A 24,024-nucleotide genomic window follows, 5' to 3' on the forward strand; every position below is an offset into this window, starting at 1 on the left:
GTTGCGACGGCATGGCTATGCCGCGCTCTTGTAGAAACGCTTTCTACAAGATCAGCTCGCGGTGACCTGAGCGAGAATGAGGTCGAGGATCCGCTGCTGTTCTGCTTCCGTCAGTCCGAGCAGGACGCGGCGCGCATAACGGACTTTCGCCTGCCCCGGTGCGGGCGCATCCGACAAACCTTCCTGATGAATGCTCGCGATCCGCGACGCCCGGCCGGCGAAGCCGACCCATGCTTCATCCGCGTTGCCGCCAGCCTTCAGGCTTTTCGCCATCCGGAGTTTGCGGAACATCTTCTGCTGCCGCAGCCGGCCCTTTTTGCCGCGATCGGGCTTGGGACGGCGCGAGGCGAAGGCCGCGCCGTCAGGGTCGCGCTGGGCGGCGATGCGATCGGACTGGCTCTTGCGGATCTCGCGACCGATCGAGCGCATGAGACGCGCTCGCTCGGGCGCTGCCGTGCGCAGCAGCAAATCCCGGCATAGCTGCTCGATCGGCGCGAAGTCGTTCATCGCGTGACCGTCTCGATCGTGCCGGCGACGTCCTCGATCAGCCCGGCCCATAACTTGGTGCCGGTCGGAACGCCGGCAAACTGATCGAGCATTACCGGCTCGGGCAAGTGGAAGACCTTCACGCCTTTCGCCTGTTGCTCGACGCGGACCAGTTCCGTCAGGTTGATCGAGATCGTGATGTCGCACGTCTCGGCATCGAGCAGTTCGGACTCGAACGTAAAGGGCTTGCGGTCCCCCTTCTCGAACAAATCTGGCTGGTTCGCGGCCATCCATGCGAGGATCGGCACCAGCAGGTTGTCAACGCTGACGGAAAAGTCTTGCACCCACACCGATGCGGTGTAGCTATACTCGAACGACAGCGAGCCGGCGCGCACGGCGACATCGCCCTTATCGACGAATATCTCCATCTTCTCCGGGCTGTTCCTGATTTCGGGAACAGATGCGAGAAGATGCGAGCGCAGGCTGTCTAGTTTCTTCATGGTGGATCCGTTCAACCGTTCGGGGCAGACAGGCGTCGCTTGACTGCGACCTGCTTGATGACGGCACTAACCGTGCCGGCACACGATCCTTCGAGGTAGATATACGCGGCCATGTAGCCCTTGCTGTCGAAGGCGGGGACTTTGTACGGCCGCGTCATCAACGTCACGGTGTACGCCTGGTCGGGGCCGACGCTGCCGGCAATCGTCGCGTGATAGCCATCCTGCGACTCCGAGTTCGTGCTCGGTTGGCCGTGCGCGCTGGCGGACGCCAACAGCGCGGGCAGTGCGAGCAGTGCGATTAGACGGACTTTCACCGAGGCTCCTTTCACTTTGCGTTGGCGGACCGGCAGGTGCCGGGCGCATTCCAGTTGACGAGGCGGTCGCCGCGATCGGCGTTGCCGGCGAAGGCACGCGCGAGGCGGATGATGCCGGCGCGGATGGCGGTCGGGATCTGCGCGATCAGCGCGGGATCCTCGGGAAGCCCGGCGGGGCGATCTGCGCACTGCAGCAGATCGGCAGGCGGCTTGGCCTTCACCGTGACGACGATCGGCGCTGAGACCACCGCGGGCGGGGCCTCAGCGTGCCGGGTGCAGGCCGGCAACGCCGTTAACAGCGCGAAACCACTCGCTATCGACAATGTTCGTCCGTTCAGCTTTCGCATCTGCCATCTCCATTCGTTGTGCGGCCGAGCTTGCTGCCTCGGCAGCAGCGCGCGCGGCGCGGGTGTCTTCGTTCTGTTGAGCGTCGTGGTCGGCCATCGCCTTCGCGAGCGTCGCCGCGGCGAGCTGGTCGCTATCGCCCTTGAATTTGACGAGGCCGGCGACCGTCTGCGCGCAGCGGATGCCGCGCGCGGTGGTGCCGATCGCGGCGAAGTCGGCGCCCGAGCCAGCGCAGATCAGCTCCGCGCGGTGCCGTAGATCGTCGCGATCGGCGCTGACCTGCCGGTACTGAACGTACAGCCATGCGCCGACCGCCGCGACGGCGAGCAGGACAAGGAAAAACGCTTCGGCTTTCACCTTAATGAAGAAGGCGCGGATCATCGCGGCAGCTCCTTCAGGCAAAGGTCGCGCTCGGCACGACGTCGGCGATCGAGGCCGCGCACGACCTGGCCACCGGCCTTGTTCCACATCAGGAAAGCATCGCAGGCGCCGCGCCAGTTGCTGGCATTGAAGCGCCGCGCGACGGTGGAACCGCAGTAGCCACCGGTCCCGATATTGTAGGCGAGGCTGATAGCGGCCGCGAGCTGGTTGGGATGGGTGCGCAGGATCGGCGTGCAGGCGAGGACCGGTTCGGCGTGGCGAATGAGCGCCGCTTCCTCGCGCAGCTCGCAGCCGGCGACCGTCTCGACCATGCCGGGCTTCACGCCGAGCGTTTCGCCGCCACAGATCGTCCAGACCTTGACGATGTCCTGGTAGGCGACGAGCCGTGGCGTGCCGCCCGACTCCCATCCGGAGACGAACGGCGTGACGATCAGCGCTGCGGCCGCGCCAATCACGCCGATAAGCGTTTTGAGCTTTACCGGCTGCGACGTTCCACTGTTGTGGCCAGGCATTACTTGGGGTCCTTTCGCGGAATGAGCGCGAGCAGGCGCTCGCTGAGTTTGCCGGGGAGTTCGGCGAGGACCGCAGCGCAGCCGGCGATGAAGCCGGGTGCGCCTTTGAAGGCGACCATCGCGACGAGAAAGCCGATCGCCTGCGAGACGAACGGGTGCAGTCCGAACAGCGCGTTGGTGGCGTTGGTGACGAAGTAGCTGACGACGATGCCGACCCAGACCTGGGCGAAGCGCTGGCCCCAGGTAAGCCCGGTCTCGACTAGGAGGCTGACGACGGAGCCGAGTCCAGCGGGGACCAGGCTGACGGCGAACGCCCATAGCCACGCTCCAAATTCGTGGAGTAGATCCTTCATACGGTCAGTCCCACAGGTTGAGGACATCGGTGCGGACGGCGGTGGCCGGTGCTGCGATGGCAGGGAGGTTGATCGGCTGACCCTTCGGGAGGATCGGTCCGAGGCTGGCGATGCCGGGATTGGCGGCAAGGACGGTTTGCAGATCCGCGGGGCCGAGGTTGCGCTCGCGCCAGATCAGCGCGTCCAGCGTGTCGCCGTCGCGCGCGCGAACCATTTCGAATGGTGCGGTCATATCAATTCGACCGCCGTGCGCGTGACGCCGAGCATATCGCGGATCGCGTGAATTGAATCGCGTCGCAGTTCCGTGACGCTGGGTTCGAGATCCTCGACCTTGCGTTGTCCGGCGCTGGTCAGGTCGACGTCGCGATAGCGCTCGACGACTTCGGCCTTGGCCGCAGTGAACACCGCCCGATGGTACAGCAGGACGAGCGTATTGGTGCCGTCGATCGTCGAGATGGAGCCGTCCGACAACCGAACGTCGGCGAGCGTCTTCAAGCCGGCTGCACGGTGACCGCGGGACCATGCAGCGAGATCGCGATACACCGCCAGCATCGCAGCGATCAGCGCCTCGCGCGCTCGTTCTGTCGTAACGGCATCGCGAATACGGTGTTGCGCGCGGAACATCGCGGGATCGACGTCGGGGAAAAAGCCGTCGTTGACGATTATCGCCGGGGGCAGCGTATCCTCATCGGGCAGGACGGTTGCGATCAGACCGGTCACAGCGCAACGCCGATGAGATCGAGTGCCTGAGTGCCGATCAAGGTCCCCAGGACGATCGCGCTGAGCGCGAAGGTCCGCGGCGAAAGCTCGATGGGACGATCGCCTTTGCGCTCGATCGCAAGCACCACGAGCCCGACGATGGCTAGCGCAATCGCGCCGATCACGGCGATGACGCCGACGAAGGCTATCAGGGTGCTGGCGAGAAAGCCGGGCATTGTCAGTCCTCAAAAGTTCACGGGGGTGGGGATCAGGTCGATCGACGGCCCTGCGGCCCGGAGGCCTCCCGTCTCGCGTGATCCGTCCCCGAGCGCCGGGGGCGAGCTTGGTCAGCCGGCGTTGTCGCCAGCCTGAGATTCGGTGGTGGCGGTCGCATCTGCGGTATCGCCGGGGGTGGTTTCAGGATCGCTGGCAGCGTTCTTGATGGCCGCCGCCTTCGCTTTTTCTAGGCCGCGCAGCATCGTCTTCACGCCGACGCGCTCGTTCTTGTCCTGGGCTCGGGTCAGCACGGCCATGGCGCGCTCGATCGTCGGCACGATCGCGTCGCCGGTTGCCTCACCGGCCGCGCGTACCAGCTCGGCACCGATCGCCTTGAAGAGCTTGGCCTTGGGTTCGTCATGCATGTCGATGCCGTCCGTCAGCAATTCGACGGCCTCCAGCACGTACAATGGGAATGCTTCGCTTCGTGCCTGTGCCCGCAGGGCGGCGTCCGCGATCTCTTCCAGGACCAACGTCGCGGCATCGCGCACGAAGTGCTTCGGCATGGGGATCGAAAAGCGAAGGACGAAACTCGCCAGCATCAAGCCACGCGTCCAGTCGCCAACGTCGAGGCACCAAACCATGATGCTCGGCAGCACATCGTCGGCGCCGGTCGGCTTCAGTTGCCGACCCTCGACGCCGCGGCCGGCGTCCAGCAGGCCATCGCACCAGGCCTGATACTCGGGAAGCATCTGGCGCTTGGCGGCGACCTTCAATTCCTTCGACTTGATCTGCTTGAGACGTTGCCGATCGTGGCGGAATCGCATGGCAACGGTTGCGGCCCCGCGGGCGGCTGGCGTGTTGCCGGCGGGAACGGGGAGTTGGTCCGCCGCGGTCGGTGTGGCGACCGCGGCGGTGCGGGTGTGCCCGCCCCCGGATGCAGGAGCAGACGCCGCTTTCATGGCTAGGATTTGTTCCTGGCGTCGAGCGAAGCTCATGGCGTGTCCTGTGGGGGCGGGAACGGGGGAAAGGGTTTAGATGCCCGGCCGTCAGGCGGGCTTCTTGCCCATGACGATGTTCTCGATCAGCGCGGCCTTGCCCATGTCTTCGACGACATAGGCGTGGTTGACGCTCTCATAGTTCTCGATCTGGTCGCGCTTGGCGTTGTCCTCGATCTTGCGCCGCTCGGTGCCGATCTGTTCGTAGACCGACAGGTTGGCGAGCGTGGTGATGAGGATGGCGCTCTTCGGGAACTTGGGCACGCGGACCGCGGTCAGACCGCCGATCTTCTTGTCGGACAGCAGAACGTCGCGCGCGAGCTGCTCGGTCGCCTTGTCGCCGGACGCGTTGACGATTGAGAAATACTTGTCGTTCACCAGCTCGCGGCCAACGATCGCGACCAGGTCGGTGTCCTCGCGGTAATTCTCGTGCAGCAGCTCGATACCGGCGAACACCAGCGCATCGATGTTGACGAAGTCGACCTCTTCGCCGACTTCGCCGGCACCGACGTAGATCGCGCCCGGCACCGTCACGACGCCGTTCACGCGGGTTTCCTGCTTCAGGTCACCCCCGGCCGCGTGACGCTCGGGCGCGTCTTCGCGGATGTGCTGGAGCCAGCCCTTGTTGACGTCCTGGAGCAGAGGGAACGCGACCGGGTCGGTATCCTTGGCGACCTTCACGCCGTTGAAACCGATCGTGATGATGTCGGTCGCCTTGGCGCTGATGATGGCGTCGCGCAGCAGGGTCTGGAAATTGGGCTGATGCGCCCACGCGTCGAGCGTTTCGTACCGAACGAGCGTGTCGAAGTCCGTCTTCTCGCAACGGTAGCGCGTCTCGTCGAGATCGCCGGGATAGCGCGGCTCGCGGTCCTTCACGCGGGTATCGGTGCGGCTGGCGATCGTGCCCTTGACGCCGACGCCGACCTTGTCGCCTTCCTGCGCGACCACCGGAATGATGTTGATCTTCGACAGGAAGTCGCTCGACCCCTTCAGCTTGGCGCGGAGGGTCTGCGCTACCGACGGCAGCACCTCGAACGAGCGGCTGGGATCGGCGACGTTATTCAGCTTGCCGATCTGCTGGGTGTAGGCGTCGTACTTGTTGCGGGTGATGTTGAGCATTGGGGGCGCTTCCTGTGAGGTCTTTGCGGTCGGGGCGGGGGCTGACGATCAGCAGTCGGTAACGGCGTCATCCCCGCCGCCCGACGCGGGCGAGCGTGAGAAACCCTGCTGCTCGGTGTTTTCGAGCTTCGTTTTCAGGGTGGCGAAATCGCGCTGTTGGGCGGTCTGCGTCGCGATGATCGGGTTGAGCGCCGCGGTCAGAGCGCCACTGAAGGCCGTCTGCATGTCGGTCGCGAACCCGGCCGCGTCGAAGTTATCGTTAGCCGGCTTGGGCTTCGGTTCATCCTTCGGCTTCTCGGGCTCGGTCGGCTTGAACTTGGCGACAACGGCCGAAAACAGGCGGTCGACTATACTCTCGACCTTTTCCTGTTCGGCCTGCTTAGCCTCGAATTCGATCGTGACGGCGTCGGTTGCTGAGGCAAATACGGTGCCGGGCGCGCGGTTCGAGAATTGCAGACGCTGCGTACCGATCGACGCCGGGGTATCGGTGAACGCCAGCCCGATGATGCCGAATTTGCCGCACCCGGCATAGCTGGGCGTCAGCTCGACCGATGGGAACGGCTTCTGGTCGGCCTTGGCGAGTGCCACCAGCTGGTCGTTGCCCTCGACGACGGCGTACATCGCACGGCGCTTCTCGACCTTGCCGGCGATCGTGAAATCGTCCGTCTTGGCTTCCAGCTCGACGACGTCGCCATAGCCATTGAACGGGGGCTCGGGGCTATAGCCCGAAACATGCTCGATGTTGCAGCGTGGGCTGTAGGTGTCGGGTGCGAAGGTGGCGATGCACTCGTCGATCATCTCGGCAGTGACCTTGCGGCCATCGCTGATGGTTTCACCTTCGACGAAGATGCGAAACGGCTTGCTCTTGGTGCCCATGGCGGCTGGTCCTCGGTTCGGTCGGTTGCGGCGCGCCAAGCGCCCGTTAGCGAGGTCGAACAGGGACCGAATACGGTGCCTTCCTCAAGCGCACGCTCTTGTAGAATTGCTTTCTACAAGAGCGGTGGGGGGCGGCAGGCCCGCAGGCGTGGCTAGGCTGGCGCTGACATGTCGATCCTTGCCGACCCTCTCACCCTGCCCGTCGAAGAACGGATCCGCGCGGCGCGCAGCCTGTACTGGCGCGGGTGGAGCCTGGCGCAGATCAGCTCCGAACTGGACGTCAAATACGACACGGTGAAAAGCTGGGCGCGCCGACATAATTGGGACGACGCACCGTCGATCCGCAAGCTGGAGGATTGCCTCGATACGCGCCTGATGGTGCTGATCTGCAAGGATAAGAAAACCGGCGACAACTATACCGAGTTGGACGCGCTACGTCGCCAGGTCGAGAGCCTGGCTAAGGTACGTCGCTATGAAGCGCCAGGCGGTCATTCCGGCGATCTGAACGACCGTGTCGCGAACCGCAACGCGGGCGAAAAGAAGAAGGCGAAGAAGAACCACTTCACCGCCGACCAGGCGGCCGAGTTGAAGGCCATCTTCCTCGACCAGTTGTACGGCTATCAAGAGGCTTGGTTCGAGGCCCTATCGTTTCGAACGCGCATGATACTGAAGTCGCGCCAGATCGGTGCGACCTACTATTTCGCGTTCGAGGCGCTGATCGACGCGATCGAGACCGGCCGCAACCAGATATTCCTGTCGGCGTCGAAGGCGCAGGCGCACCAGTTCCGCAGCTACATCGTCAGCTTTGCCAAGCTGGTCGGCGTCAGCCTTGCCGGCGACCCGATGAATATCACATCGGATTTGCGGCCGGCGGAAGAGGCTGCGGCCGAGCTACACTTCCTCGGTACGAACTTTCGCACCGCACAGGGCCGTCACGGTAACTTCTACTTCGACGAATTTTTTTGGGTTCACAGCTTCGAAGAGTTGAACAAGGTCGCCTCGGGCATGGCGACGCATAAGAAGTGGCGCAAAACCTACTTCTCGACGCCATCGACGATCGCGCACGCGGCATATCCGTACTGGACAGGTGAGCGACGCAACCGGCGTCGCGCGAAAGCCGAGCGTGTCGAGATCGATGTCAGCCATGCCGCGCTGAAGGATGGCGCGCAGGGACCGGATCGTATCTGGCGGCATATCGTGACGATCACGGATGCCGAGGCGGCAGGGTGCGACCTGTTCGACATCGACGAGCTGCGCGACGAATATGCGCCCGACGAGTTCGCCAACCTGTTCGACTGCGACTTCGTCGACGACAGCCTGTCCGCGTTCCGGTTCAACGACCTGGTCAAATGCGGCTGCGATTCAATGGAGGACTGGACGGACTTCAATCCGGAGGCCGCGCGCCCGTATGGCGAGCGCCCGGTCTGGGCCGGCTATGATCCGCAGAACAGCGAAAACGGCGACAATGCCTCCCTCTCGATCATGGCACCGCCGTTGGTCCAGGGCGGCCCGTTTCGGTTGCTGGAACGTCACCCGCTCCGCGGTCTCGATTTCGAACAGCAGGCCACCTTCGTGAAGGGCATGCTGTCGCGGTACAATTGCACGTTCCTCGGCATCGATGCGTCCGGCGTTGGCGCCGGCGTCTATCAGCTGCTCGCGAAACCCGATGCCGGGATCAAGGGCGTCACAAAGATCGAATATTCGCTGGAGGTGAAGGCCATGATGATCATGAAGGCGCAGAACGTCATTTCGCGCGGGCGCATGGCGTTCGATGCCAGCTGGCTCGACGTTGTCTCGTCCTTCGTATCTATCAAGAAGACGCTGACCACCAGCGGCCGGAACGTCACGTTCAAGGCCGGCCGGGGCGGCGACGACGGCCATGCGGATCTCGCCTGGTCGATCATGCACATTCTCAACAACGAACCGCTCGACGGCCGCGAAGCGCCCAAGTCGACCATGGAGATCCTGTAATGGGCAAGGCACGCCGTATGGGCCGTCACGAGGCCGGCCGAGCCGGCGCGATCGTCGCGACGCCGGACAAGTCGACGTCGGTCGCAGCGTTCTCGTTCGGAGATCCGGAGCCGGTGAATAGCCGGCGCGAAATCCTCGATATGCTGGAATGCCCGCATAACGGCCGGTGGTTCGAACCACCGATCAGCGTCGAAGGCCTGGCCCGTTCGTTTCGCGCCAGTCCGCATCACAGCTCGGCTATCCTGCTGAAGCGCAATCTACTGGTGCGATCCTTCATGCCGACGCCGTGGCTGTCCCGTAGCGCGTTTGAAAAGCTGGTGTTCGATTACCTGGTGTTCGGTTTCGGCTTCGTTGAGCAGCGCCGCAGCGTTCTTGGCGGGCTGATGCGACTCGATCATTCCCTCGCGAAATTCACACGCCGCGGGATCGAAGGGGGCCGCTATTTCTTCGTGGAGAACCTGGCGACGGAATTCGAGTTCCGGCCGGGTAGCGTCATTCAGATCATGCAGCCCGACATCAACCAGGAGATTTACGGGGTGCCAGAGTATATCTCGGCGCTGCAATCGGCATTGCTCAATGAAGCGGCCACCCTGTTTCGCCGCAAATACTATCTGAACGGTAGTCACGCGGGCTTCATCTTACATGCAACCGGCGAATTCTCCGACGGCGACGTCAACGCGATCCGCGACGCGCTGAAGCGGTCGAAGGGGCCGGGTAACTTCCGCAACCTCTTCGTCCACCAGCCAGGTGGCAAGGATGGCGGGATCAAGATCCTGCCGATCGCACAGGTCGGCGCTAACGACGAGTTTATGGGGATCAAGAACGCGACCCGCGACGACGTACTTGCAGCGCACCGCACGCCGCCTGTGCTGCTGGGGATTGTGCCGGCGCAGGGTTCGACGCTCGGCAAGCCGAGCGAGGCGGTCGATATGTTCTTCGAGCTGGAGATCGAACCGATCCAGGCGCGCCTTTTGGACATCAATGAGGTGGTAGGCGTCGAGGCGGTCGCATTTGCGCCGCGCAAGGCACCCGCACCAGTCAGCTAAGCTTTCACGTCCGGCATAGCCGGGCGGGGGATGTCGGGGTGCAACCCGGCAAACCGACGAGGATCACGCTCGCCACGACCATTGGCCAACCGGCCGTCCCGCACCCGCGCTCATCGCGTGGGCGGGATCTCTACAAGGCGAGGAAATCCTACATGTACACCCTTAATTCTGTGCAGCCTGTCGCACCCGCGGCGGGATATATTGGCGGCAAGCGCAATTTGGCGTCGCGCCTGGTCGCGATGATCGAGCGCGTCGACCATGACGGCTATGCCGAGCCCTTCGTTGGGATGGGTGGCGTCTTCCTTCGTCGCCGATCGCGGCCGAAGGTCGAGGTCATCAACGACGTGTCGGGCGATGTCGCGACGTTCTTCCGCGTGCTGCAGCGGCATTACCCATACATGCTCGACATGCTGCGCTTCCGCATGGCCAGCCGGTCCGAGTTCGAGCGGCTGAAGGCGACGCCGCCCGAGACGTTGACCGACCTCGAACGCGCCTGCCGCTTTCTCTACCTTCAACGCCTGGCGTTCGGTGGCAAGGTGGCCGGTCGAAACTACGGAGTCCGGACCGACGCAGGATCGCGGTTCAACGTATCGAAGCTGGAGCCTATGCTTGCGGACATTCACGAGCGCCTAGCGGGCGTTGTGATCGAGCAGCTCGGCTATGGCGAGTTCATCCGGCGGTACGATCGCGCCGGGATGCTGTTCTATCTCGATCCGCCCTACTGGGGTTGCGAGAAGGACTACGGCCAGGACGTGTTCGGCCGCGGCGACTTCGACCATCTCGCGGCGCAGCTCGCCGGCATCAAGGGCAAGTTCCTGTTGTCGATCAACGATACGCCCGGCGTGCGTGCGACGTTCGCCGGGTTCCGTATGATCGAGGCCGATACAACGTACACAGTCGGCGCTGGGGCCGGCGTAAAGGCCGCTGAGCTTATTATCTCGAACTTCGACGCACGATGACGGCTGGGGCTGCCTCGTGCCGCCCCTAATCTGCCTTGGCGAAAGATTGGCTTACGAGGTGGTCAAACGAAATTCTTAAAATCTTCAATTTAGCGCAATCCCGCCAGCAGTGCGCGATGGTGGCTACTTGCTCGTGTGGGCAACAGCGTAAGGGGTATCGCCCGGGCGCCACGCACCTTACAATGTCCTGGTACTACACGTTTCTACCGTGCGGTCGTACCTTCGTCTTGTTGTGGCGGCATCGATAAAATGTGATGTCGGTTTTGACCGACCTGTTTCGCTTAGGGGAAATTAATGACCTTTACGATCGCCAACAAACAAAGCTTTCGCGGTATTCCCCCGTTTCAGTCAAGAGTTATGAAGCCCCTTTCGGTTATCACTGGAATCAATGGAGTCGGTAAATCTAATCTGCTTGTTGGGCTTGCAGACGGGCGTATCGAATGCTCGTTATTCGGGGAGGCTTTATTTGCGGATATGGCTCTTCCCGAGGAAGAAGACATTCCGTTCCGGAACGAGGTTGTCCTTTTAACTGCCCGCGATACGCTGCCAGCGATGTTGTCCGTCACCTCCTCAGTCGGCATTGTAGATGTACGCTCAAAGCCGGTGGCGGGAGGTGCGGTATTTGATAATGCGGCCCATTTCTCTACAGGAAGGCAGTCCCTGCTCGCAGAGCACTTGGATCACCTCAGATCAATAATTCCTATTAAAGAACTGGTGCCGGATCCCTCAGATGACTGGGAAGCCGATGTTTGGGCAAATGGGCCAGACGCCTTGATATTGGCAGCTGCGAATGCAGGTCTTGTTATTAACGAAGAGGAGGTGAGGCGGTGCTTTAATATAGCCGAGCAGCAGCTAGAATTTATAAATTGCGAAAGCGCGTTGGGTCAACTCGCTTTCCAAGTACATAGCCTATCTGACAAAACGGGAAAGCCCAAGCTCGCGATATCCCCGGCTGCCCTGTCGAGGTTCTGCAACCAGTTGGTAATGGACCGGTTTAATTCTAACGTATCACAGGCTTTCTCTTCTTATATACAGCGATATCATCAAAACATCAGTGCCATAGCGCAAGGAATTTATTTAGGTACCCCCTTGGGTTTGGATCTTGATCAGTTTGCCAAGGTAAACGGTCCGCCACCTTGGAATTTAGTAAACGATGCTTTGTTAGTAATGGGATTAAATTACGAGGTTGTTGAACCTGATTTGTTCGATAACAACGTCCGCTTTTCTTTAAGGCGTAAGGCAGACGGAAAGGATGTCCGTCTTTTTGATCTATCCTCAGGCGAGCAGGTACTTTTACGTTTCGCCCTGTCTACATACCAGTTCGACGAAGCAAATCTGGTGTTAACGATTCCGAAGCTGCTATTGCTAGACGAGGTTGATGCCTCCCTTCATCCGGCTTTTGTTGCTCGTTGGATCAAATCCATCATAGGCCTCGCGGAGAGCGAGGGTATAAGTATTATCTTGACTACGCACTCACCTACAACGGTTGCATTGGCGCCAGAGGGTAGTGTCTTCGAGATGGCACAGGCAGATCCAACTCCTCGTAGTGTTACACGGCAGCATGCGATCGATCGTCTAACTTTCGGGCTACCGGCGTTGACGATCGACTCTAGCGCTCGCCGACAGATATTCGTGGAGAGTAGTAATGACGCGCGCTGGTATGATGCGTTGGTCGGCCAGCTGAAGGGTAGAGTCGATTTTAAACGCGGTCTTGGTTTTGTATCTGCGCGCAAAGAAAAGCCCACTGGTCAAGGAGGTGACGATGCCGGGGGGTGTTCCCTAGCACGCAGCGTCGTCGAGAATCTTGTGGAGCGGGGCGTACCATCTTTATTCGGTCTGCTCGACTGGGATAATGGCCGCAACTTGCCGGATAAGCGCATTGTCATCTTAGGAATCGGTACTCACTACGCGATTGAGAACGTCCTTCTGGACCCATTACTCATCGGCGCTGTGCTCGTGCGCGGGCAGGCGTCTGCGTATGATTATCCTATTGGGCTTAGTGATTTACTGTCGAAAAGCCCAAAGACTCTTCAGAAGCTTATCGATTTCGTTGCATCCAAAGTGCCTTTTGCACAGGAAGACGATCGGTTGATGGTTGCCAGTCGATATTTCGGAGGGCTTGAGCTTCGTGTACCGGCAGGTTTTCAAACCATGAAAGGGCATGAGCTTGAAAAACTCGTTTGCAGTCATTTGCATCCCCTCAGTAGATGGTCAGGAAAAGGTAGGCTCCTCGATACAATCATCAGTGAAGTAATCGGTCTTGATCTTGATCTATGCCCGCTTCCAATTGTTGACGCTCTTACGACGCTATCTAATTCGGAATTTGTGGATTGAGTTGCCTCATATGAAATCTCTACGGAATGAGAGAACGGCGGGTGTCATACTCTGTCTTAAGCCGTGAAACGTCAAAATCTATCATTCAGCGTTAGTAGATTGCTGGTCATGGACGATGTCAACATGAGGGGCCGTCCGACGTGCCCCCTACCCTCGGAGCCTTCGCTCGAAGCGCTTCCAGTGTCGTTCGTCACGACCGTATAAAGGGAAGGATGGCGGCAGCGGCGTTGGCACGATTCGGTTCGGCCTGCCTCCACATTTCGAACAGCGTAGGTATCGTGGCAGGTTCTCTACCATGCTGTTCACCCGCTTGAGGAAACACCAGCGGGCGAGAATATCTCGATGCACGACGCCTTTGCGTCCGCAACGGCCACATACAGCGCCGACATTCGCTTCATGCTTCGCGAAGTCGCCCAACGTCCTGAAACGCGCGTTGCCCATAGATCACCAAGGCAGCGGGATCTGTATCGCTTCGGCGGCTACCGGTTGAAATAGACCGCTATAAATATGTTGCGCGACCTGGAGTTGGGCAGCAGCACGCAGGTTTTCCCCCGGCGCGGCAAGGCCGATCAGCGCCCAGGCGGGGGCGTCCTTAATCAGCGACGCAATCCGCTCCGCAGTGATCATGCCACCCATCAAAGGTAGTTGGTTGAGTAGGTCGCGTGCGGTGACAGGCCGCGACGCGCGAACTCCGCCTCGATCGGCGCGAGCAGCGAGGCCGGCCCATCCTCCATCGCTTGGAAGTAGATCGTCTGCATCTCGCATGGCCGGATGTCGGGCAGGATTTCTGCGATGAGACTGTGCGTCTGACTGAAGGGCTGTGCGCTGTGGCGCATCGACTCGGGTGCGTGTTCCATGCCAAAGCTATAGCGGAACAGATGGGGAACGCAAAGCGCGGGTGGTCGGCAGGTGCGCAATAAAATTACGCGAAAGAAAATTATGAGATGATCGACGCCCGCTTCGCCGCTCTCGGGCTCGCTACCCCGCGAAACACGCTATTCCCCCCGCCTCGCCCGCGGTCTTTTTAACTCGCGAAAGGTGCAGTCGAACAACCGGTGGAAAGCCCTCCACGGCCCTACGGGGGATATTACGTACGCTGCGGATTTACCGGGTGCGATCTGGTGCAGCACCGGTGGAATTGTTGAACGCCAGGAGCAGCGTCTTGGCGTGGGGTATTCTGTTACAAACCGATAGCTTTGCAGGACGCCAGATCAAGAAATCGGGGTGATTAACCGAGCCTATCATTGTCGGGAAATGCGGGGTGTCTAGCGGGGGTCGCGAGAGGGATCATAGGCCCTCGCTTCGCCTCATTAAGTTCAGAATGGATTCTTGACCAAGTTTCGGACCATATCTCCGTACGTTGCGCAAGTGCGTGACCGAACACCTCTGGGTCGCCGATTTGGGCAACGTTAGCCGCCCACTTAGGTTCACCGGGGGTTGCAAAAGTCGCTTTCACAGTCATCAGAAATTGCTCGATGCTGGAATGCAATATGTCCTGAAACTGTTCCTCAGTTCCGCCGGTGCGAAAGGCTAAGGTTTGAGCGATCATTGCCGCAGCGCCCGCCGCGCGGAACGCAGGGTGTGGATGAACTTTGGGTGTCGGGTCGCTTGCCGACTGATACGAATTAACGGAAAAAAAGAGGCTGCATATTGCTGAACTAAAAAACGCTATAGCTATCGCGTCATTCAACGATCCAATTTGGTTTGTTTCAGGGATCAGCAAGGCGGATCGCCCGTCAACCAAATAATCGGTGGACTCAATAGCGCGTTTAAGAATGTGCTCCTGAGCAAAACTGTCCGCGTCCCATTCAAGCGTCTCTCGATCGTAATTTCCCGCAGTTTGCGTGATGTCACTATCAAGCTCTACTATCGTAGATATTCCCATCGTCCGATTTACGTAGCTCGTGTGGCCGTTAAATATATGGGCGAACTCATGAGCCATAATGAATAGATTCGCATACTCGGCGAGCTTTAGTGCCAAAAACTCACGTTTGCTGTCAGCTAACGGTGGGACATCCCAGACGTTCACGGCGCCCAGAAAATCATTCAAACTTCCAGGAACGATGATTGGCGTTAGATCCACATCGTCCGAACGAATATCAGGCAAAATTATCCCTTGCGAAATTAATGCCCTCGCAAGCTTCAAAATCAACAATGGTACGTCACGATATAGTACAATGGCGTCTGCTTCAGCATAGGTCCCGGCAAACGCTCCGAAGCCAGTTTCATCGACAACGTGAACGTCCAGTATCATCGGATTTCCGTCTCGACGACCCACGCTTAAAGCATGACTGAATTGAAAATAGAAATTGTAGATAGGCTCTGACAGGGAAGGAATATCTTCCCATCTAACCGTCGAGTAACCCTTGGAGGCGGCATAATCGGAAAAAGTCTGCATAAAAATTAACCCCTTGGCGATGCCGCCCGACGATCAATTAGTCGCACTTGCAGAAATTTACCGTGTAGTTTTTTTACTAGGTTCGGCCGTACACGCGATGTTCGGTTTGCGATCCCAACTCGGGGCCAGAACCTTTTTCCGCGCTTCCATATTTTTAACATCGATGACGTGATGCAACCGAAATTGCGCATCCTCCCCAGGATGCACGGGACGGCGCAAGCCGGCACGCTCACCAGCGGTCGCTAAATGCTGAACCCGTTGGGTTCGGGGCCTCGGGGGCTTGGTGGAGCTTCAAACTGCGCACGCCATAGGCGTTCCTTTTATATTTAGATCTTACAGGGCCTCTGTGTGACCGCTCGGCGGATTTGCACTATCAACAACAGCGCGGACGCGCGCGAGGATGGCGCGCAGCTCGGGGCTCTGGACTTCGGCGATCACGTCGTCGACCGTCGCAGCGTCCAGCTTTTTTTGGCGCGCGAGCTTCTCGGCAACAGCGCGGACGAACTCGCTCGGCTTGCGGAGGATCCGGCGCACGCATTCGCGCACCGTTGGCGGCTGTAGCAGGATGAAGGCGTTGGAGATTTGCTCGCTCTGTTGTTCGTCAGGCAAGGCGTTCTCGATCGGCACGCAGCGGCGGATCCAGTCAAGAAAGCCACAAGCCTTCAGTCGATCGAGCGCCTCACCGACAGCGCTACGCGACCGGTGTATCTTGTCCGCGATCCACTGATAGGTCGGATCTAGCCGGCCGTCCTTCCGGCCGCGCAGGCGAAGCAGGCAGCGCAGCACTTCGAGGCCGACCGCGCCCAGGGCGCCGTTGCGCTTTCCCGGTAGCTTGGTCTCATGGTCGAACGCCTCGGCCGCGCGCATCCGCGCATTGTGTTCGGTCTTCGGAAACGTGTTGTGCGTGCGCCAGAGGGACCCCTCGGACCCACCGGCATTGTGGCTGTTGCGGCGCACTGGCGAGTTTGAGCGTGCGCGGTCGCGGATGCCGGTGGTGACTTCGCTAAACGAGCGGGCGATGTTGCTCGTGCCGGAAGGAGCGCGGGGGGAAGTGGCGGCGGGCAGTGAATTCGACATCGTGTCGGCTCCCGAAGGAAGTCGATGGCAGGCAATCGGCCAGCGCTGGGGCTGGGATTGCGGGGCTCGATGTCGATGGTTTCGCCTCCGGTGCGTTTCCGGTGCAGTCCGTTTTTGATAACGGATTCCTGCGGGGCTAGAAGGTGCGGGGCTCTAGAGTTTCCCCAGCAAGAACGTTAGAAGTCCGGGCTAAAGGCTTCGTTCGTAATGCGGGGGTCACAGGTTCGAGTCCTGTAAGCGGCACCACCCTTCTTTAAGTTACATAACGTTGGTCAGCAGTATGTTTCCTACTGGAAGCGGCTTAGCTAGGCTATTCGTTTGGGTCCTACGTGGGGCGCTTTGGGTAGGAGGTTGTGGCTATGCTTCGCTTGATCTGTGCCTCTGCGTTGACTGGACTGGTGGCTGTGGCCCCCGCATCGTCCCAAACCGTACTCCCTCCCAATCAGCGACTTCTCGTGGGCAAGTACCACTTTGAGGAAGCAGGCTTGAAGGTAGGTGTCGACCTCAACGCAGACGGAACCGCCCGTTACCAGGTCAACGCCGGCCGCGCGGATGGCTTTTGGGCAGTCCGAGAGGGTCGCGTCCACATCTACAACAAGCCCGGACCAGTAAGGCTGGAACTGGCGGGGGCGCCCACGCGTGATTCTAGCGTCGCCCTGCGCGTCGTCGCACAGTTGCCGGACGGTTCGCCCGCTGGAGGCCTCGGGGTAACGTGGCCAAACGCCGCCGGGATTTACTACATGACTGATGGGAGGAACGTGGCGGGGCTGGAAGACGGGCTGATTGTGGGCGAAGTGAGCATTCAAAGGGACGCCGACGGCAAGGTTCTGGCGACTTTCGTAATGAAGGTCGGCGGACCGAACAGCTACCGGTTCACCTACCACCCGAGCGACGTCGAGCCGTTCGACTTTCAAGCCAGGGCTTTGGACGCAAGGGCGGATGTGCTGGAGGTTGAGCTTGGAAGCGCGTCTGCAAAGCTGCAACGTGTTCGAGACCGAAAACCTGTAAGCGGTACCACCTTGCTTTATGGCCTATTAACAGGGGAGCGGCGGCGGCTGAGGCCGGGAGGCCATTCTGCTGGGCAACCGTTTGGGGTGCTTTGAGAAGGAAAGCGAGTTCAACCAACTTTGGGTTGTGAACAAACCCGGGTTCAGTCTTGCGGCGGCGATCAAGGACATTTACCTCGTCGATATGGGAATGGGGCATGAAACCAGATGATCATTGATTGGATTGATTTTGGCCAAGTATCGGCCGAGCGAGATGAAAACCTCTCCAGCTATTTCTTCGAAAACGGAGTTCTCCAGGCCGCGATCGATAATAGCTATCGGTTTTTAATATTAGGTAGAAAGGGAGCTGGTAAAACCGCTGTTTTTCAACATTTCAATGACAACGCCTCGAAATATTTGAGCGACGACGATTTAACAATCAACCTATCGCTGCAGAATTATAGCTGGGACATACACGGACTTCTTGCTACCGAGGGGAAGGCTTCTTCGCTGGCCTATATCCAGTCTTGGAAATACATAATTTATTTAATGGCTGTCAGGGCTTTAATTGAAGCCGGTGAGACAAGCGCCAAAATAAAAAATGCCGCAAAGATAATTGAAAAGATTTATACATCACCAACGCCCTCTCTCGGTCAAGTGATTGGTCAAAAACTTCTTCAACTTAGCCGCATTAAACTACCATCCGCAGGCTTGGACTTAGATGGTCTCAGTCTTGATAGCTTTAGTGCGAGCGGGGGAGAGATTTCTTTCTCAGATGTCCAAAAAGATACCTCGCTCCAGGCTTCGTTAAATCGGTCGGTAGAAAGATTATCTGACATCTTTGAAGTAGCCCTTAGCGAAAACGCAAAAGGGAGGCGAATTATTATCTCTTTTGATAGAATCGATGAGGCTTGGGATGCCTCTTCGTTCGAAGCAAGTCAGCGAGTCATCGCTGGGCTTGTTGGTGCGTCCGAATACATCAATGCTAAGTTCAAGGGAGCGATACGTCCGCTAATCTTTCTACGAGAAGATATCTTTGAAACTTTAGATCTCAACGACAAGAATAAGCTACGGTCAGATTGCGGACAGCTGCTGGCCTGGAGCAAAGACGGGCTTTCAAGAATGATACTTGAGAGAGTTAATTATTATGCCGAGAATGCCGAAGAGGATAAAATAGTCAAGATCGAAGACTTGTTCGACAAAGATCAAATGCGACAGGGTCGCGCACCATTTGACCATATTATGCTGCGTACCATGCTAAGGCCAAGGGACTTCATCCGCTTCTTTCAACTGGTGAAGCTCGACATGGTTGAGCGGCGAGACAACCCTTTCGAAAGCGAAAGCGTTGACGAAAATTATTTAGAATGCGCAGCCATTTACAACGCCGAGCCAGCTTACTCTGAATGGCTGGTAGAAGAGTTGAAAGACGAATGGCGCACTCAGTATCCTGCTATCAACGATTTGATTTCGGCATTGCAAAATAATGGAAAGACGAACTTCAATCGGGAAGATATTGAGCAAGGCCTTCGAAAAGGTGGAAAGGTACCATCAAACAGTGAAGTAACTTCTTACCTCAAGTTTCTGTTCGACAACTCAATTATCGGCTTCAGGGTCGGGAAGTCCAACCAGTGGCGGTACAAGTGTTTCTTTAGCTCTCAGGGATTTGTTGAGTCAGAGCTGTACAAGGTTCACGATGGGCTTCATCGGGGCCTCAATCTCACGGAAAGCCGTGCGACGTCTGACACGGCTTGATTTGTGTCCAGTTTCATACGGACGAGGGGGGCAGTTCGCCGCCGAGGGCACACGTTGGGTTACCTCTGAAGATCGCTGAGGCGCCGAGCAAGTCGTGAAAAACTCAAGCGCCATCGACGGCCGGCGCCGGCAGTCAGTCGAACTCGGGCTAAACCGAGTATCTTATATGGAAGGTCCACCTACGGACGCTTCCAGCAGCAGCTTCGGCTCGATCCCCAGCGCGTCCGCCAGTCGCCCCAGTGCTCGCACAGACGGGTTCCTAGTGCCGCGTTCGAGATCGCTCACGTAGCTGCGTTCCATACCCGCATCGAGCGCTAGCCGCTCCTGCGACAACCCCTTCAGCTTCCGATGATGGCGCACATTCGTTTGTTGCGATGCTCAATTGCCGTCTTATCGAGGGATTATGAATGTCGACCTACCCCCTGTCATCGTCGTACGGCAATTGCTTCGCCAGCAGCTCCAGCGACGTGTGCATTTCGTTCGCTCAATTCAGTCGATATATGATCGGGATTGGGCGACTCACGGCGGGCAAGGGTATGATCGGCGGGGGCGTATAAAGAGTCTCGCTGCAGCGTACGAAAATCTTCTGACTGATGTTGGCGTGTTTGACCTTGAGCGTCGTGGATCCGCCGACCGTTTGAAACTCAAAGCAGAGACAACGTTTTCGGTCAAAGGTCACGTTCTTTGGCCTATAACATTCGGAAGAAATACAACTTCAACAGACCCGGCCTTTACCGAGCAAAGCCTGATGATTGCCCGTATTGGTGCAACTTTTTCACATAAGAAAGCTGCGATCTTTGAAGCCCCTATCTGTTTCTTTTGGACAAGGCACGCTTTGGAGCGCCTTTGTCAGCGGGAAAATTTCGGGAACAATCTCGAGGTGCAGTTGACACAATCTACATCGGTAATCGTAAGAGCCTTGTCTGTCGCAATTTCATTTGGCTTAACGAAGCTAAATGCAGAGTTGGGACATGGCAGCCGTGCTGCCTGGATCCCATATAAGCGCGGGCTGATTTTCATAACTGAGCGGGCTACATGGTCTCACAAGACTAGCGTGCAGTTTGGATGGCGCTTTAATTTCATTAAAGACGAGCTGTCGAATAACTTTCTTCAAAGATCTAGAATTATTCCAATATTTGCTGGTACGGAATCCGCTAGGGGTGCAGCAGGGTCGAGTGTCCAAGAATGCTCGCATTTATTGGGTGTGGTGAGTTGGGGGGTGGCAACTTTTGTTGATGCGGCCCAGCTATCCACCGTACAGTTGTCGTATCGAAATAGCTTCGAGCGCATCATGGAATATTGTAAGGGGGAGGTGGAAAATAACCTGTTTATGCTGAACTTCGATCCTGAATTCACAGGAAGTGGTATCAATATAGATGATAAAGGAATGACAGAGGAGTTTCATCAGATCGTATTCCAAATTCGAGGCTTGCTGGATCTGCCTTCGTTTCACGTACAGACGGGCAGTCAGATGAACCACGTACTTGAATCCGACATGAGCTCTTCTCAGTATAGGAGCTTTTTATCCGCGCGACGGTAATCCATTAGATACCATTCTGAAAGAACGGGGTGCAATCATTTCTGCCAACGCCGATATGGATGAAACGAACTACGGCTGATAGATTCTTGGTAGGCAATTACATTGTCAAAGCATCAACCGGCATGTGCGACGGGTAAAACGTGTCGACCTCGTACAAGTAGCAATCTCTTTTTGTGACATGCCCTTCAACTCGGAGCTTGCACGCGTCCGTACGGAGGATCGGAATTGCGCTCATGGTCGCTGCGCGCAAAATCTGCCACCTTATATAGGAAGGCCGACCGGTACGCCGTAATCGCCGTAAACGGCTATTGCGAAGCGCACGCAACCCTTCCAAGGTCGTCCTGCCTCCTGTGAAAGCCAGGGGGTGGGGCGTGGTAACCCCAATCGTAGGTAACTCGGTCGACAGGATTCCTGTGGCCGGGTGGCATGCGCGCATGTCCAGCTGGTTTCACCGGTAAAGGCGCATGCGCCTGCGCCTACGGTCAGGTTACCAACATCCGGCTTCGGCCGTCGCCCCGAGAGGAACATAGGGGTGGCGCAAGGTCTGAGCCGCACGTCGCCCCGCTAGGGGGCAGTACAATGAACGCATCAAAGCCATACGTCAGCGCACCTGCGTCCTGACGCCCTTTGTCGCGTCCGCATCACATCAACGGGAGAATACAATGATTATGAAGATGAAGACGCTCGGCCTGAGCGCAGCCTTAGCAGTTGCAGCCTGCACCCATCCAGCGGACGTGTCCCATCCTCTGACGGAGGTCGCCGACAAGAACGCCCACTTCACCGTCAAGGATGCCCCCGACGGGTTCAGCGTCGAGGTCCGCTACTCCCGCTATCAGTTCGTTCCCGAAGCCGACGCGCTGTTGGTAGCATGTCGATCGCTGGTGACGGCTCGTGCCTACGATGAAGCCAAAGCCCGTGGTCGTGAGATCGAGCCAATCAACGAACAGACCATTCGTGTCTCGACCGGCCGAAACATCATCAAGGCCCGTACTGCCTGCCGTGCTTTCGCCGAAGCACACTTCAAGCGCTGATATCATCATGAAGGGAACAGCCATGGATCATATAGAATCATCGCGCCTGCTTATCGTCCTGGCCGGGTGCGTTGCACTTACCGCCTGTGGAGGAAGCGGAGGCTCAGAAAGTAAAGGGATCGACCCTCATGCTTGGTCGTGCGATTCCTTAGCCCCAGAGGTCGTCGCTATGTCAAAAGGAAAGGCCCCAGAGATATTTGAGATTTCGAACATACAAACCAAATACAACATATCAGGGCAGGAGATTAAATGCATTGCTAGTGCGGAATGGAGCCAAGGCACGGGCTTCGCTGAGTACGGGGCACATGTAAGTGACGGCGGCAGCGTGATGTTGGAATACACGCAAAGCTGAGCTTCTTCGGCCAATCACCTATTATCAATCCGCCCCCGGCCTCTGCGATCAGTTCGCGGGGGCCTTTTTTTATGACCAAATCAGGAGATGATATATGCTCTCACTTACCACGCGCGCCGCCGTAGAGGCTGCCATTCAAAACACCTCACTTGATCCCGGCTTGCGCGACCTCCTCGCTATCCGCGCAACGCAGCTGGAAGGCGACACCGAACCGGACATCGAACTCGGCGACCTTGCCCACTTCCACGCCGTCGAGGCGGGGGACGGGCTTACAGAGGTAAAGGCGGCTCTCGGGTTCGCCGTCGACATCAACCTCGTGGACGGAATTGCGTTCGGCCATCCCAATTTCATCCCGTCATGGGAGTGGATCGAACATCGCGTTGGCTACTTCGAACTGGCCTTCGTGCTGTCCGATGATGGCTTCGGGCACATTCTGCTCGTCCCTGACCAGCTGGGCATCGATCCACGTCTCCTTGCCCTGTGCCGGAGCCACCGAACGACGGCCTGAACGACCTCACTACCGATCGACCCGCAGCGTCCAGGCATCCCGCCTTGGCGCTATTTTTTTGCCTTTCAAGGAACCAGACCATGATCATAATCGAGGATTCCGCATCCGCCATACGTGTTCTCGCGGGGAGCCTAGATCCGCCTGTACGTGCCGCCGTTGTAGCCGAGTTGCTTCTTCTGACTGGAGGCGACCACGACCTTACCGACGAAACCGATGTGCTGGTCGTCCAGCAAGGCGACACAGAAGCCGACATCATTAGGCAAGCGGGCTTCTCACCGTTGGTCGATCAGATCACGGGCATTCGTTTCGATCAGTCCGGCTTTGAACCGGCCTGGGACCTGCTCACCCTCAGCGGCGGCGTGTTTCGAATGGTCATTACGTACGGATCGACCTTTGCCACGATCCTGCTGGTGCCCGACGTTGACGGGATCGAGCCAGCCCTACTGGCCTTGTGCCGTTCACATACCCAGCCGGAGGGCATCTGATGAAAATGATTGGCGCATTCCTTCTTGCGTGCGTTCTGCTGAGCGTCCTGCAGGCGGCACTTTCAATACTCATCGTGGCCGGTCTGATCGTCGGCATTTTCGTTCGTCCGGCAGCGACCTTCGGTCTGCTCGTGTTCGGATTATTCGCTCGCCTATTGCAGTCTGACCCCGTTGGAGCGATTTGGCTGGCAACAGGTGTGCTGATAGTTGTTTTGGTTTGTCGGGCCGGGCACAGCGTCAATGTGAGACCGCCTTCGCCACCATCATCGACCGGTCCTGCCCAAGCCGCCAGAAAGAGAGGCTTCAGGCTAGACCCGCCGGAGCGGGTGAGGGGCCGTTTGAATTAAGATCTCAGCGTTTGGCGGCGCTACCGCTGTCGAACATAGCAAAACGGATACCAACCGGGGCCGGCGCTTTCGACGTCGAGACTGAGAATCTCCGTGATGTCGTTTCACGTCGGGGGCCCTCCGCTTTTACTCGCCCTCCGGCGCCCGACCGATCCGCGCCATCTGGCTGGAAACCTGACGGGGGGGCAGAAACCTGAAAACCTGAGGGGCTGCCGACTTGACGGGATCGTGCGGCGGCACCATCTTGCCACTTCGTTCGGACCGATCACGTGATGGGTCGACAATCCGATCGAATGACTGCCTTTTGTTCGCACCCACCGCATCGCGGCCATCACATCAATCAGAGCGATATTCGCCTGAGATTGGTGCAACATGACTACATTTAATAAAGACGCGTCGAGGAGTTCTGTGGTTCGCGCCCACGGGACGAGCGTTACTC

General features: G+C 58.3%; 29 protein-coding genes. 11 read left to right on the forward strand and 18 right to left on the reverse strand.

Annotated elements, in window-relative coordinates; translation table 11 throughout:
• Positions 1 to 51 precede the first annotated feature (51 nt).
• From EQZ23_RS17855 to EQZ23_RS17915, 13 genes are all read right to left on the reverse strand, one after another.
• Positions 52 to 507, reverse strand: a complete 456-nt coding sequence (locus tag EQZ23_RS17855) for a phage virion morphogenesis protein (protein WP_128455798.1) — start codon at positions 505 to 507, stop codon at positions 52 to 54.
• On the reverse strand, positions 504 to 986 hold the full coding sequence (locus tag EQZ23_RS17860) for a phage tail protein (protein WP_128455799.1): 483 nt from the start codon (positions 984 to 986) through the stop codon (positions 504 to 506). Before EQZ23_RS17860 ends, EQZ23_RS17855 begins: the two co-directional genes overlap by 4 nt.
• An 11-nt stretch (positions 987 to 997) precedes the next feature.
• Positions 998 to 1,300: a hypothetical protein gene (locus tag EQZ23_RS17865; protein WP_128455800.1), complete on the reverse strand. Its 303-nt coding sequence runs from the start codon at positions 1,298 to 1,300 to the stop codon at positions 998 to 1,000.
• An 11-nt stretch (positions 1,301 to 1,311) separates the two neighbouring features.
• Positions 1,312 to 1,548, reverse strand: coding sequence for a hypothetical protein (locus EQZ23_RS17870; RefSeq protein WP_128455801.1), 237 nt, complete (start codon positions 1,546 to 1,548; stop codon positions 1,312 to 1,314).
• Between the two features lie 13 nt (positions 1,549 to 1,561).
• On the reverse strand, positions 1,562 to 2,026 hold the full coding sequence (locus tag EQZ23_RS17875; RefSeq protein WP_128455802.1) for a hypothetical protein: 465 nt from the start codon (positions 2,024 to 2,026) through the stop codon (positions 1,562 to 1,564).
• Positions 2,023 to 2,538 (reverse strand): lysozyme, encoded by a 516-nt coding sequence (locus tag EQZ23_RS17880; RefSeq protein ID WP_128455803.1) that lies wholly within the window; start codon positions 2,536 to 2,538, stop codon positions 2,023 to 2,025. Before EQZ23_RS17880 ends, EQZ23_RS17875 begins: the two co-directional genes overlap by 4 nt.
• Positions 2,538 to 2,891, reverse strand: a complete 354-nt coding sequence (locus EQZ23_RS17885; protein WP_128455804.1) for a hypothetical protein — start codon at positions 2,889 to 2,891, stop codon at positions 2,538 to 2,540. Before EQZ23_RS17885 ends, EQZ23_RS17880 begins: the two co-directional genes overlap by 1 nt.
• 4 nt (positions 2,892 to 2,895) lie before the next feature.
• Complete coding sequence (locus tag EQZ23_RS17890) at positions 2,896 to 3,123, reverse strand: tail protein X (protein ID WP_128455805.1); 228 nt, start codon at positions 3,121 to 3,123, stop codon at positions 2,896 to 2,898.
• The gene (locus EQZ23_RS17895) at positions 3,120 to 3,611 is read right to left on the reverse strand and encodes a head completion/stabilization protein (RefSeq protein WP_128455806.1); all 492 of its coding nucleotides are present in this window, start codon (positions 3,609 to 3,611) and stop codon (positions 3,120 to 3,122) included. The genes EQZ23_RS17890 and EQZ23_RS17895 overlap by 4 nt, the downstream gene beginning before the upstream one ends.
• On the reverse strand, positions 3,608 to 3,826 hold the full coding sequence (locus EQZ23_RS17900) for a hypothetical protein (protein ID WP_128455807.1): 219 nt from the start codon (positions 3,824 to 3,826) through the stop codon (positions 3,608 to 3,610). Before EQZ23_RS17900 ends, EQZ23_RS17895 begins: the two co-directional genes overlap by 4 nt.
• A 111-nt stretch (positions 3,827 to 3,937) precedes the next feature.
• On the reverse strand, positions 3,938 to 4,804 hold the full coding sequence (gpM, locus tag EQZ23_RS17905; protein WP_240663665.1) for a phage terminase small subunit: 867 nt from the start codon (positions 4,802 to 4,804) through the stop codon (positions 3,938 to 3,940).
• Positions 4,805 to 4,855: 51 nt separating this feature from the next.
• Positions 4,856 to 5,923, reverse strand: coding sequence for a phage major capsid protein, P2 family (locus tag EQZ23_RS17910; RefSeq protein ID WP_128455808.1), 1,068 nt, complete (start codon positions 5,921 to 5,923; stop codon positions 4,856 to 4,858).
• 48 nt (positions 5,924 to 5,971) lie between these two features.
• The gene (locus tag EQZ23_RS17915) at positions 5,972 to 6,799 is read right to left on the reverse strand and encodes a GPO family capsid scaffolding protein (RefSeq protein WP_128455809.1); all 828 of its coding nucleotides are present in this window, start codon (positions 6,797 to 6,799) and stop codon (positions 5,972 to 5,974) included.
• Positions 6,800 to 6,967: 168 nt separating this feature from the next.
• Between EQZ23_RS17915 and EQZ23_RS17920 the strand changes: the two genes are divergently transcribed.
• From EQZ23_RS17920 to EQZ23_RS17935, 4 genes are all read left to right on the forward strand, one after another.
• Positions 6,968 to 8,770: a terminase family protein gene (locus EQZ23_RS17920; protein WP_128455810.1), complete on the forward strand. Its 1,803-nt coding sequence runs from the start codon at positions 6,968 to 6,970 to the stop codon at positions 8,768 to 8,770.
• Positions 8,770 to 9,816 (forward strand): phage portal protein, encoded by a 1,047-nt coding sequence (locus tag EQZ23_RS17925; protein ID WP_240663666.1) that lies wholly within the window; start codon positions 8,770 to 8,772, stop codon positions 9,814 to 9,816. The genes EQZ23_RS17920 and EQZ23_RS17925 overlap by 1 nt, the downstream gene beginning before the upstream one ends.
• 152 nt (positions 9,817 to 9,968) lie before the next feature.
• Positions 9,969 to 10,775 (forward strand): DNA adenine methylase, encoded by an 807-nt coding sequence (locus EQZ23_RS17930; RefSeq protein ID WP_128455811.1) that lies wholly within the window; start codon positions 9,969 to 9,971, stop codon positions 10,773 to 10,775.
• Between the two features lie 294 nt (positions 10,776 to 11,069).
• The gene (locus EQZ23_RS17935) at positions 11,070 to 13,109 is read left to right on the forward strand and encodes an AAA family ATPase (protein WP_128455812.1); all 2,040 of its coding nucleotides are present in this window, start codon (positions 11,070 to 11,072) and stop codon (positions 13,107 to 13,109) included.
• Positions 13,110 to 13,553: 444 nt separating this feature from the next.
• On the opposite strand, the gene EQZ23_RS17940 is transcribed toward EQZ23_RS17935, so the two are convergent.
• The 4 genes from EQZ23_RS17940 to EQZ23_RS17955 form a co-directional block, all read right to left on the reverse strand.
• Positions 13,554 to 13,745 (reverse strand): DUF6771 family protein, encoded by a 192-nt coding sequence (locus tag EQZ23_RS17940; RefSeq protein WP_128455813.1) that lies wholly within the window; start codon positions 13,743 to 13,745, stop codon positions 13,554 to 13,556.
• The gene (locus EQZ23_RS17945; protein ID WP_128455814.1) at positions 13,745 to 13,966 is read right to left on the reverse strand and encodes a hypothetical protein; all 222 of its coding nucleotides are present in this window, start codon (positions 13,964 to 13,966) and stop codon (positions 13,745 to 13,747) included. The genes EQZ23_RS17940 and EQZ23_RS17945 overlap by 1 nt, the downstream gene beginning before the upstream one ends.
• Positions 13,967 to 14,337: 371 nt before the next feature.
• Positions 14,338 to 15,507: a hypothetical protein gene (locus EQZ23_RS17950; protein ID WP_128455815.1), complete on the reverse strand. Its 1,170-nt coding sequence runs from the start codon at positions 15,505 to 15,507 to the stop codon at positions 14,338 to 14,340.
• 333 nt (positions 15,508 to 15,840) lie between these two features.
• Positions 15,841 to 16,584, reverse strand: a complete 744-nt coding sequence (locus EQZ23_RS17955; RefSeq protein ID WP_128455816.1) for a replication protein A — start codon at positions 16,582 to 16,584, stop codon at positions 15,841 to 15,843.
• A 359-nt stretch (positions 16,585 to 16,943) separates the two neighbouring features.
• On the opposite strand from EQZ23_RS17955, the gene EQZ23_RS17960 reads away from it, so the two are divergent.
• Complete coding sequence (locus EQZ23_RS17960; protein ID WP_128455817.1) at positions 16,944 to 17,687, forward strand: hypothetical protein; 744 nt, start codon at positions 16,944 to 16,946, stop codon at positions 17,685 to 17,687.
• A gap of 111 nt (positions 17,688 to 17,798) precedes the next feature.
• Complete coding sequence (locus tag EQZ23_RS17965) at positions 17,799 to 19,322, forward strand: ATPase (protein WP_128455818.1); 1,524 nt, start codon at positions 17,799 to 17,801, stop codon at positions 19,320 to 19,322.
• A 162-nt stretch (positions 19,323 to 19,484) separates the two neighbouring features.
• On the opposite strand, the gene EQZ23_RS17970 is transcribed toward EQZ23_RS17965, so the two are convergent.
• A complete protein-coding gene (locus EQZ23_RS17970; protein WP_128455819.1) occupies positions 19,485 to 19,682 on the reverse strand; it encodes a helix-turn-helix transcriptional regulator in 198 nt (65 codons plus the stop codon).
• Positions 19,683 to 19,725: 43 nt separating this feature from the next.
• Here EQZ23_RS17970 and EQZ23_RS17975 point away from each other — a divergent pair, with 43 nt between their 5' ends.
• The 5 genes from EQZ23_RS17975 (at position 19,726) to EQZ23_RS17995 (ending at position 23,585) form a co-directional block, all read left to right on the forward strand.
• A complete protein-coding gene (locus EQZ23_RS17975; RefSeq protein ID WP_128455820.1) occupies positions 19,726 to 20,862 on the forward strand; it encodes a hypothetical protein in 1,137 nt (378 codons plus the stop codon).
• A gap of 662 nt (positions 20,863 to 21,524) precedes the next feature.
• Positions 21,525 to 21,893: a hypothetical protein gene (locus tag EQZ23_RS17980; RefSeq protein WP_128455821.1), complete on the forward strand. Its 369-nt coding sequence runs from the start codon at positions 21,525 to 21,527 to the stop codon at positions 21,891 to 21,893.
• 446 nt (positions 21,894 to 22,339) lie between these two features.
• Positions 22,340 to 22,753: a hypothetical protein gene (locus EQZ23_RS17985; protein ID WP_128455822.1), complete on the forward strand. Its 414-nt coding sequence runs from the start codon at positions 22,340 to 22,342 to the stop codon at positions 22,751 to 22,753.
• A gap of 80 nt (positions 22,754 to 22,833) precedes the next feature.
• Positions 22,834 to 23,238 carry a hypothetical protein gene (locus EQZ23_RS17990; protein ID WP_128455823.1) on the forward strand — a complete coding sequence of 135 codons (405 nt, stop codon included), beginning with the start codon at positions 22,834 to 22,836 and terminating at the stop codon, positions 23,236 to 23,238.
• Positions 23,238 to 23,585 (forward strand): hypothetical protein, encoded by a 348-nt coding sequence (locus EQZ23_RS17995; protein ID WP_128455824.1) that lies wholly within the window; start codon positions 23,238 to 23,240, stop codon positions 23,583 to 23,585. Before EQZ23_RS17990 ends, EQZ23_RS17995 begins: the two co-directional genes overlap by 1 nt.
• Positions 23,586 to 24,024 lie beyond the last annotated feature (439 nt).

The organism is Sphingomonas sp. UV9, from assembly GCF_004101245.1.
Lineage (GTDB): Bacteria > Pseudomonadota > Alphaproteobacteria > Sphingomonadales > Sphingomonadaceae > Sphingomonas.

Excerpts from the sequence above, each read along its gene's own strand:
- EQZ23_RS17855 (WP_128455798.1), bottom strand. The coding sequence starts at position 507 with ATGAACGACTTCGCGCCGATCGAGCAGCTATGCCGGGATTTGCTGCTG.
- EQZ23_RS17860 (WP_128455799.1), bottom strand. The coding sequence starts at position 986 with ATGAAGAAACTAGACAGCCTGCGCTCGCATCTTCTCGCATCTGTTCCC.
- EQZ23_RS17875 (WP_128455802.1), bottom strand. The coding sequence starts at position 2,026 with ATGATCCGCGCCTTCTTCATTAAGGTGAAAGCCGAAGCGTTTTTCCTT.
- EQZ23_RS17880 (WP_128455803.1), bottom strand. The coding sequence starts at position 2,538 with ATGCCTGGCCACAACAGTGGAACGTCGCAGCCGGTAAAGCTCAAAACG.
- EQZ23_RS17885 (WP_128455804.1), bottom strand. The coding sequence starts at position 2,891 with ATGAAGGATCTACTCCACGAATTTGGAGCGTGGCTATGGGCGTTCGCC.
- EQZ23_RS17890 (WP_128455805.1), bottom strand. The coding sequence starts at position 3,123 with ATGACCGCACCATTCGAAATGGTTCGCGCGCGCGACGGCGACACGCTG.
- EQZ23_RS17900 (WP_128455807.1), bottom strand. The coding sequence starts at position 3,826 with ATGCCCGGCTTTCTCGCCAGCACCCTGATAGCCTTCGTCGGCGTCATC.
- gpM (WP_240663665.1), bottom strand. The coding sequence starts at position 4,804 with ATGAGCTTCGCTCGACGCCAGGAACAAATCCTAGCCATGAAAGCGGCG.
- EQZ23_RS17910 (WP_128455808.1), bottom strand. The coding sequence starts at position 5,923 with ATGCTCAACATCACCCGCAACAAGTACGACGCCTACACCCAGCAGATC.
- EQZ23_RS17915 (WP_128455809.1), bottom strand. The coding sequence starts at position 6,799 with ATGGGCACCAAGAGCAAGCCGTTTCGCATCTTCGTCGAAGGTGAAACC.
- EQZ23_RS17920 (WP_128455810.1), top strand. The coding sequence starts at position 6,968 with ATGTCGATCCTTGCCGACCCTCTCACCCTGCCCGTCGAAGAACGGATC.
- EQZ23_RS17925 (WP_240663666.1), top strand. The coding sequence starts at position 8,770 with ATGGGCAAGGCACGCCGTATGGGCCGTCACGAGGCCGGCCGAGCCGGC.
- EQZ23_RS17930 (WP_128455811.1), top strand. The coding sequence starts at position 9,969 with ATGTACACCCTTAATTCTGTGCAGCCTGTCGCACCCGCGGCGGGATAT.
- EQZ23_RS17935 (WP_128455812.1), top strand. The coding sequence starts at position 11,070 with ATGACCTTTACGATCGCCAACAAACAAAGCTTTCGCGGTATTCCCCCG.
- EQZ23_RS17940 (WP_128455813.1), bottom strand. The coding sequence starts at position 13,745 with ATGGGTGGCATGATCACTGCGGAGCGGATTGCGTCGCTGATTAAGGAC.
- EQZ23_RS17945 (WP_128455814.1), bottom strand. The coding sequence starts at position 13,966 with ATGGAACACGCACCCGAGTCGATGCGCCACAGCGCACAGCCCTTCAGT.
- EQZ23_RS17950 (WP_128455815.1), bottom strand. The coding sequence starts at position 15,507 with ATGCAGACTTTTTCCGATTATGCCGCCTCCAAGGGTTACTCGACGGTT.
- EQZ23_RS17955 (WP_128455816.1), bottom strand. The coding sequence starts at position 16,584 with ATGTCGAATTCACTGCCCGCCGCCACTTCCCCCCGCGCTCCTTCCGGC.
- EQZ23_RS17960 (WP_128455817.1), top strand. The coding sequence starts at position 16,944 with ATGCTTCGCTTGATCTGTGCCTCTGCGTTGACTGGACTGGTGGCTGTG.
- EQZ23_RS17965 (WP_128455818.1), top strand. The coding sequence starts at position 17,799 with ATGATCATTGATTGGATTGATTTTGGCCAAGTATCGGCCGAGCGAGAT.
- EQZ23_RS17975 (WP_128455820.1), top strand. The coding sequence starts at position 19,726 with ATGAATGTCGACCTACCCCCTGTCATCGTCGTACGGCAATTGCTTCGC.
- EQZ23_RS17980 (WP_128455821.1), top strand. The coding sequence starts at position 21,525 with ATGATTATGAAGATGAAGACGCTCGGCCTGAGCGCAGCCTTAGCAGTT.
- EQZ23_RS17985 (WP_128455822.1), top strand. The coding sequence starts at position 22,340 with ATGCTCTCACTTACCACGCGCGCCGCCGTAGAGGCTGCCATTCAAAAC.
- EQZ23_RS17990 (WP_128455823.1), top strand. The coding sequence starts at position 22,834 with ATGATCATAATCGAGGATTCCGCATCCGCCATACGTGTTCTCGCGGGG.
- EQZ23_RS17995 (WP_128455824.1), top strand. The coding sequence starts at position 23,238 with ATGAAAATGATTGGCGCATTCCTTCTTGCGTGCGTTCTGCTGAGCGTC.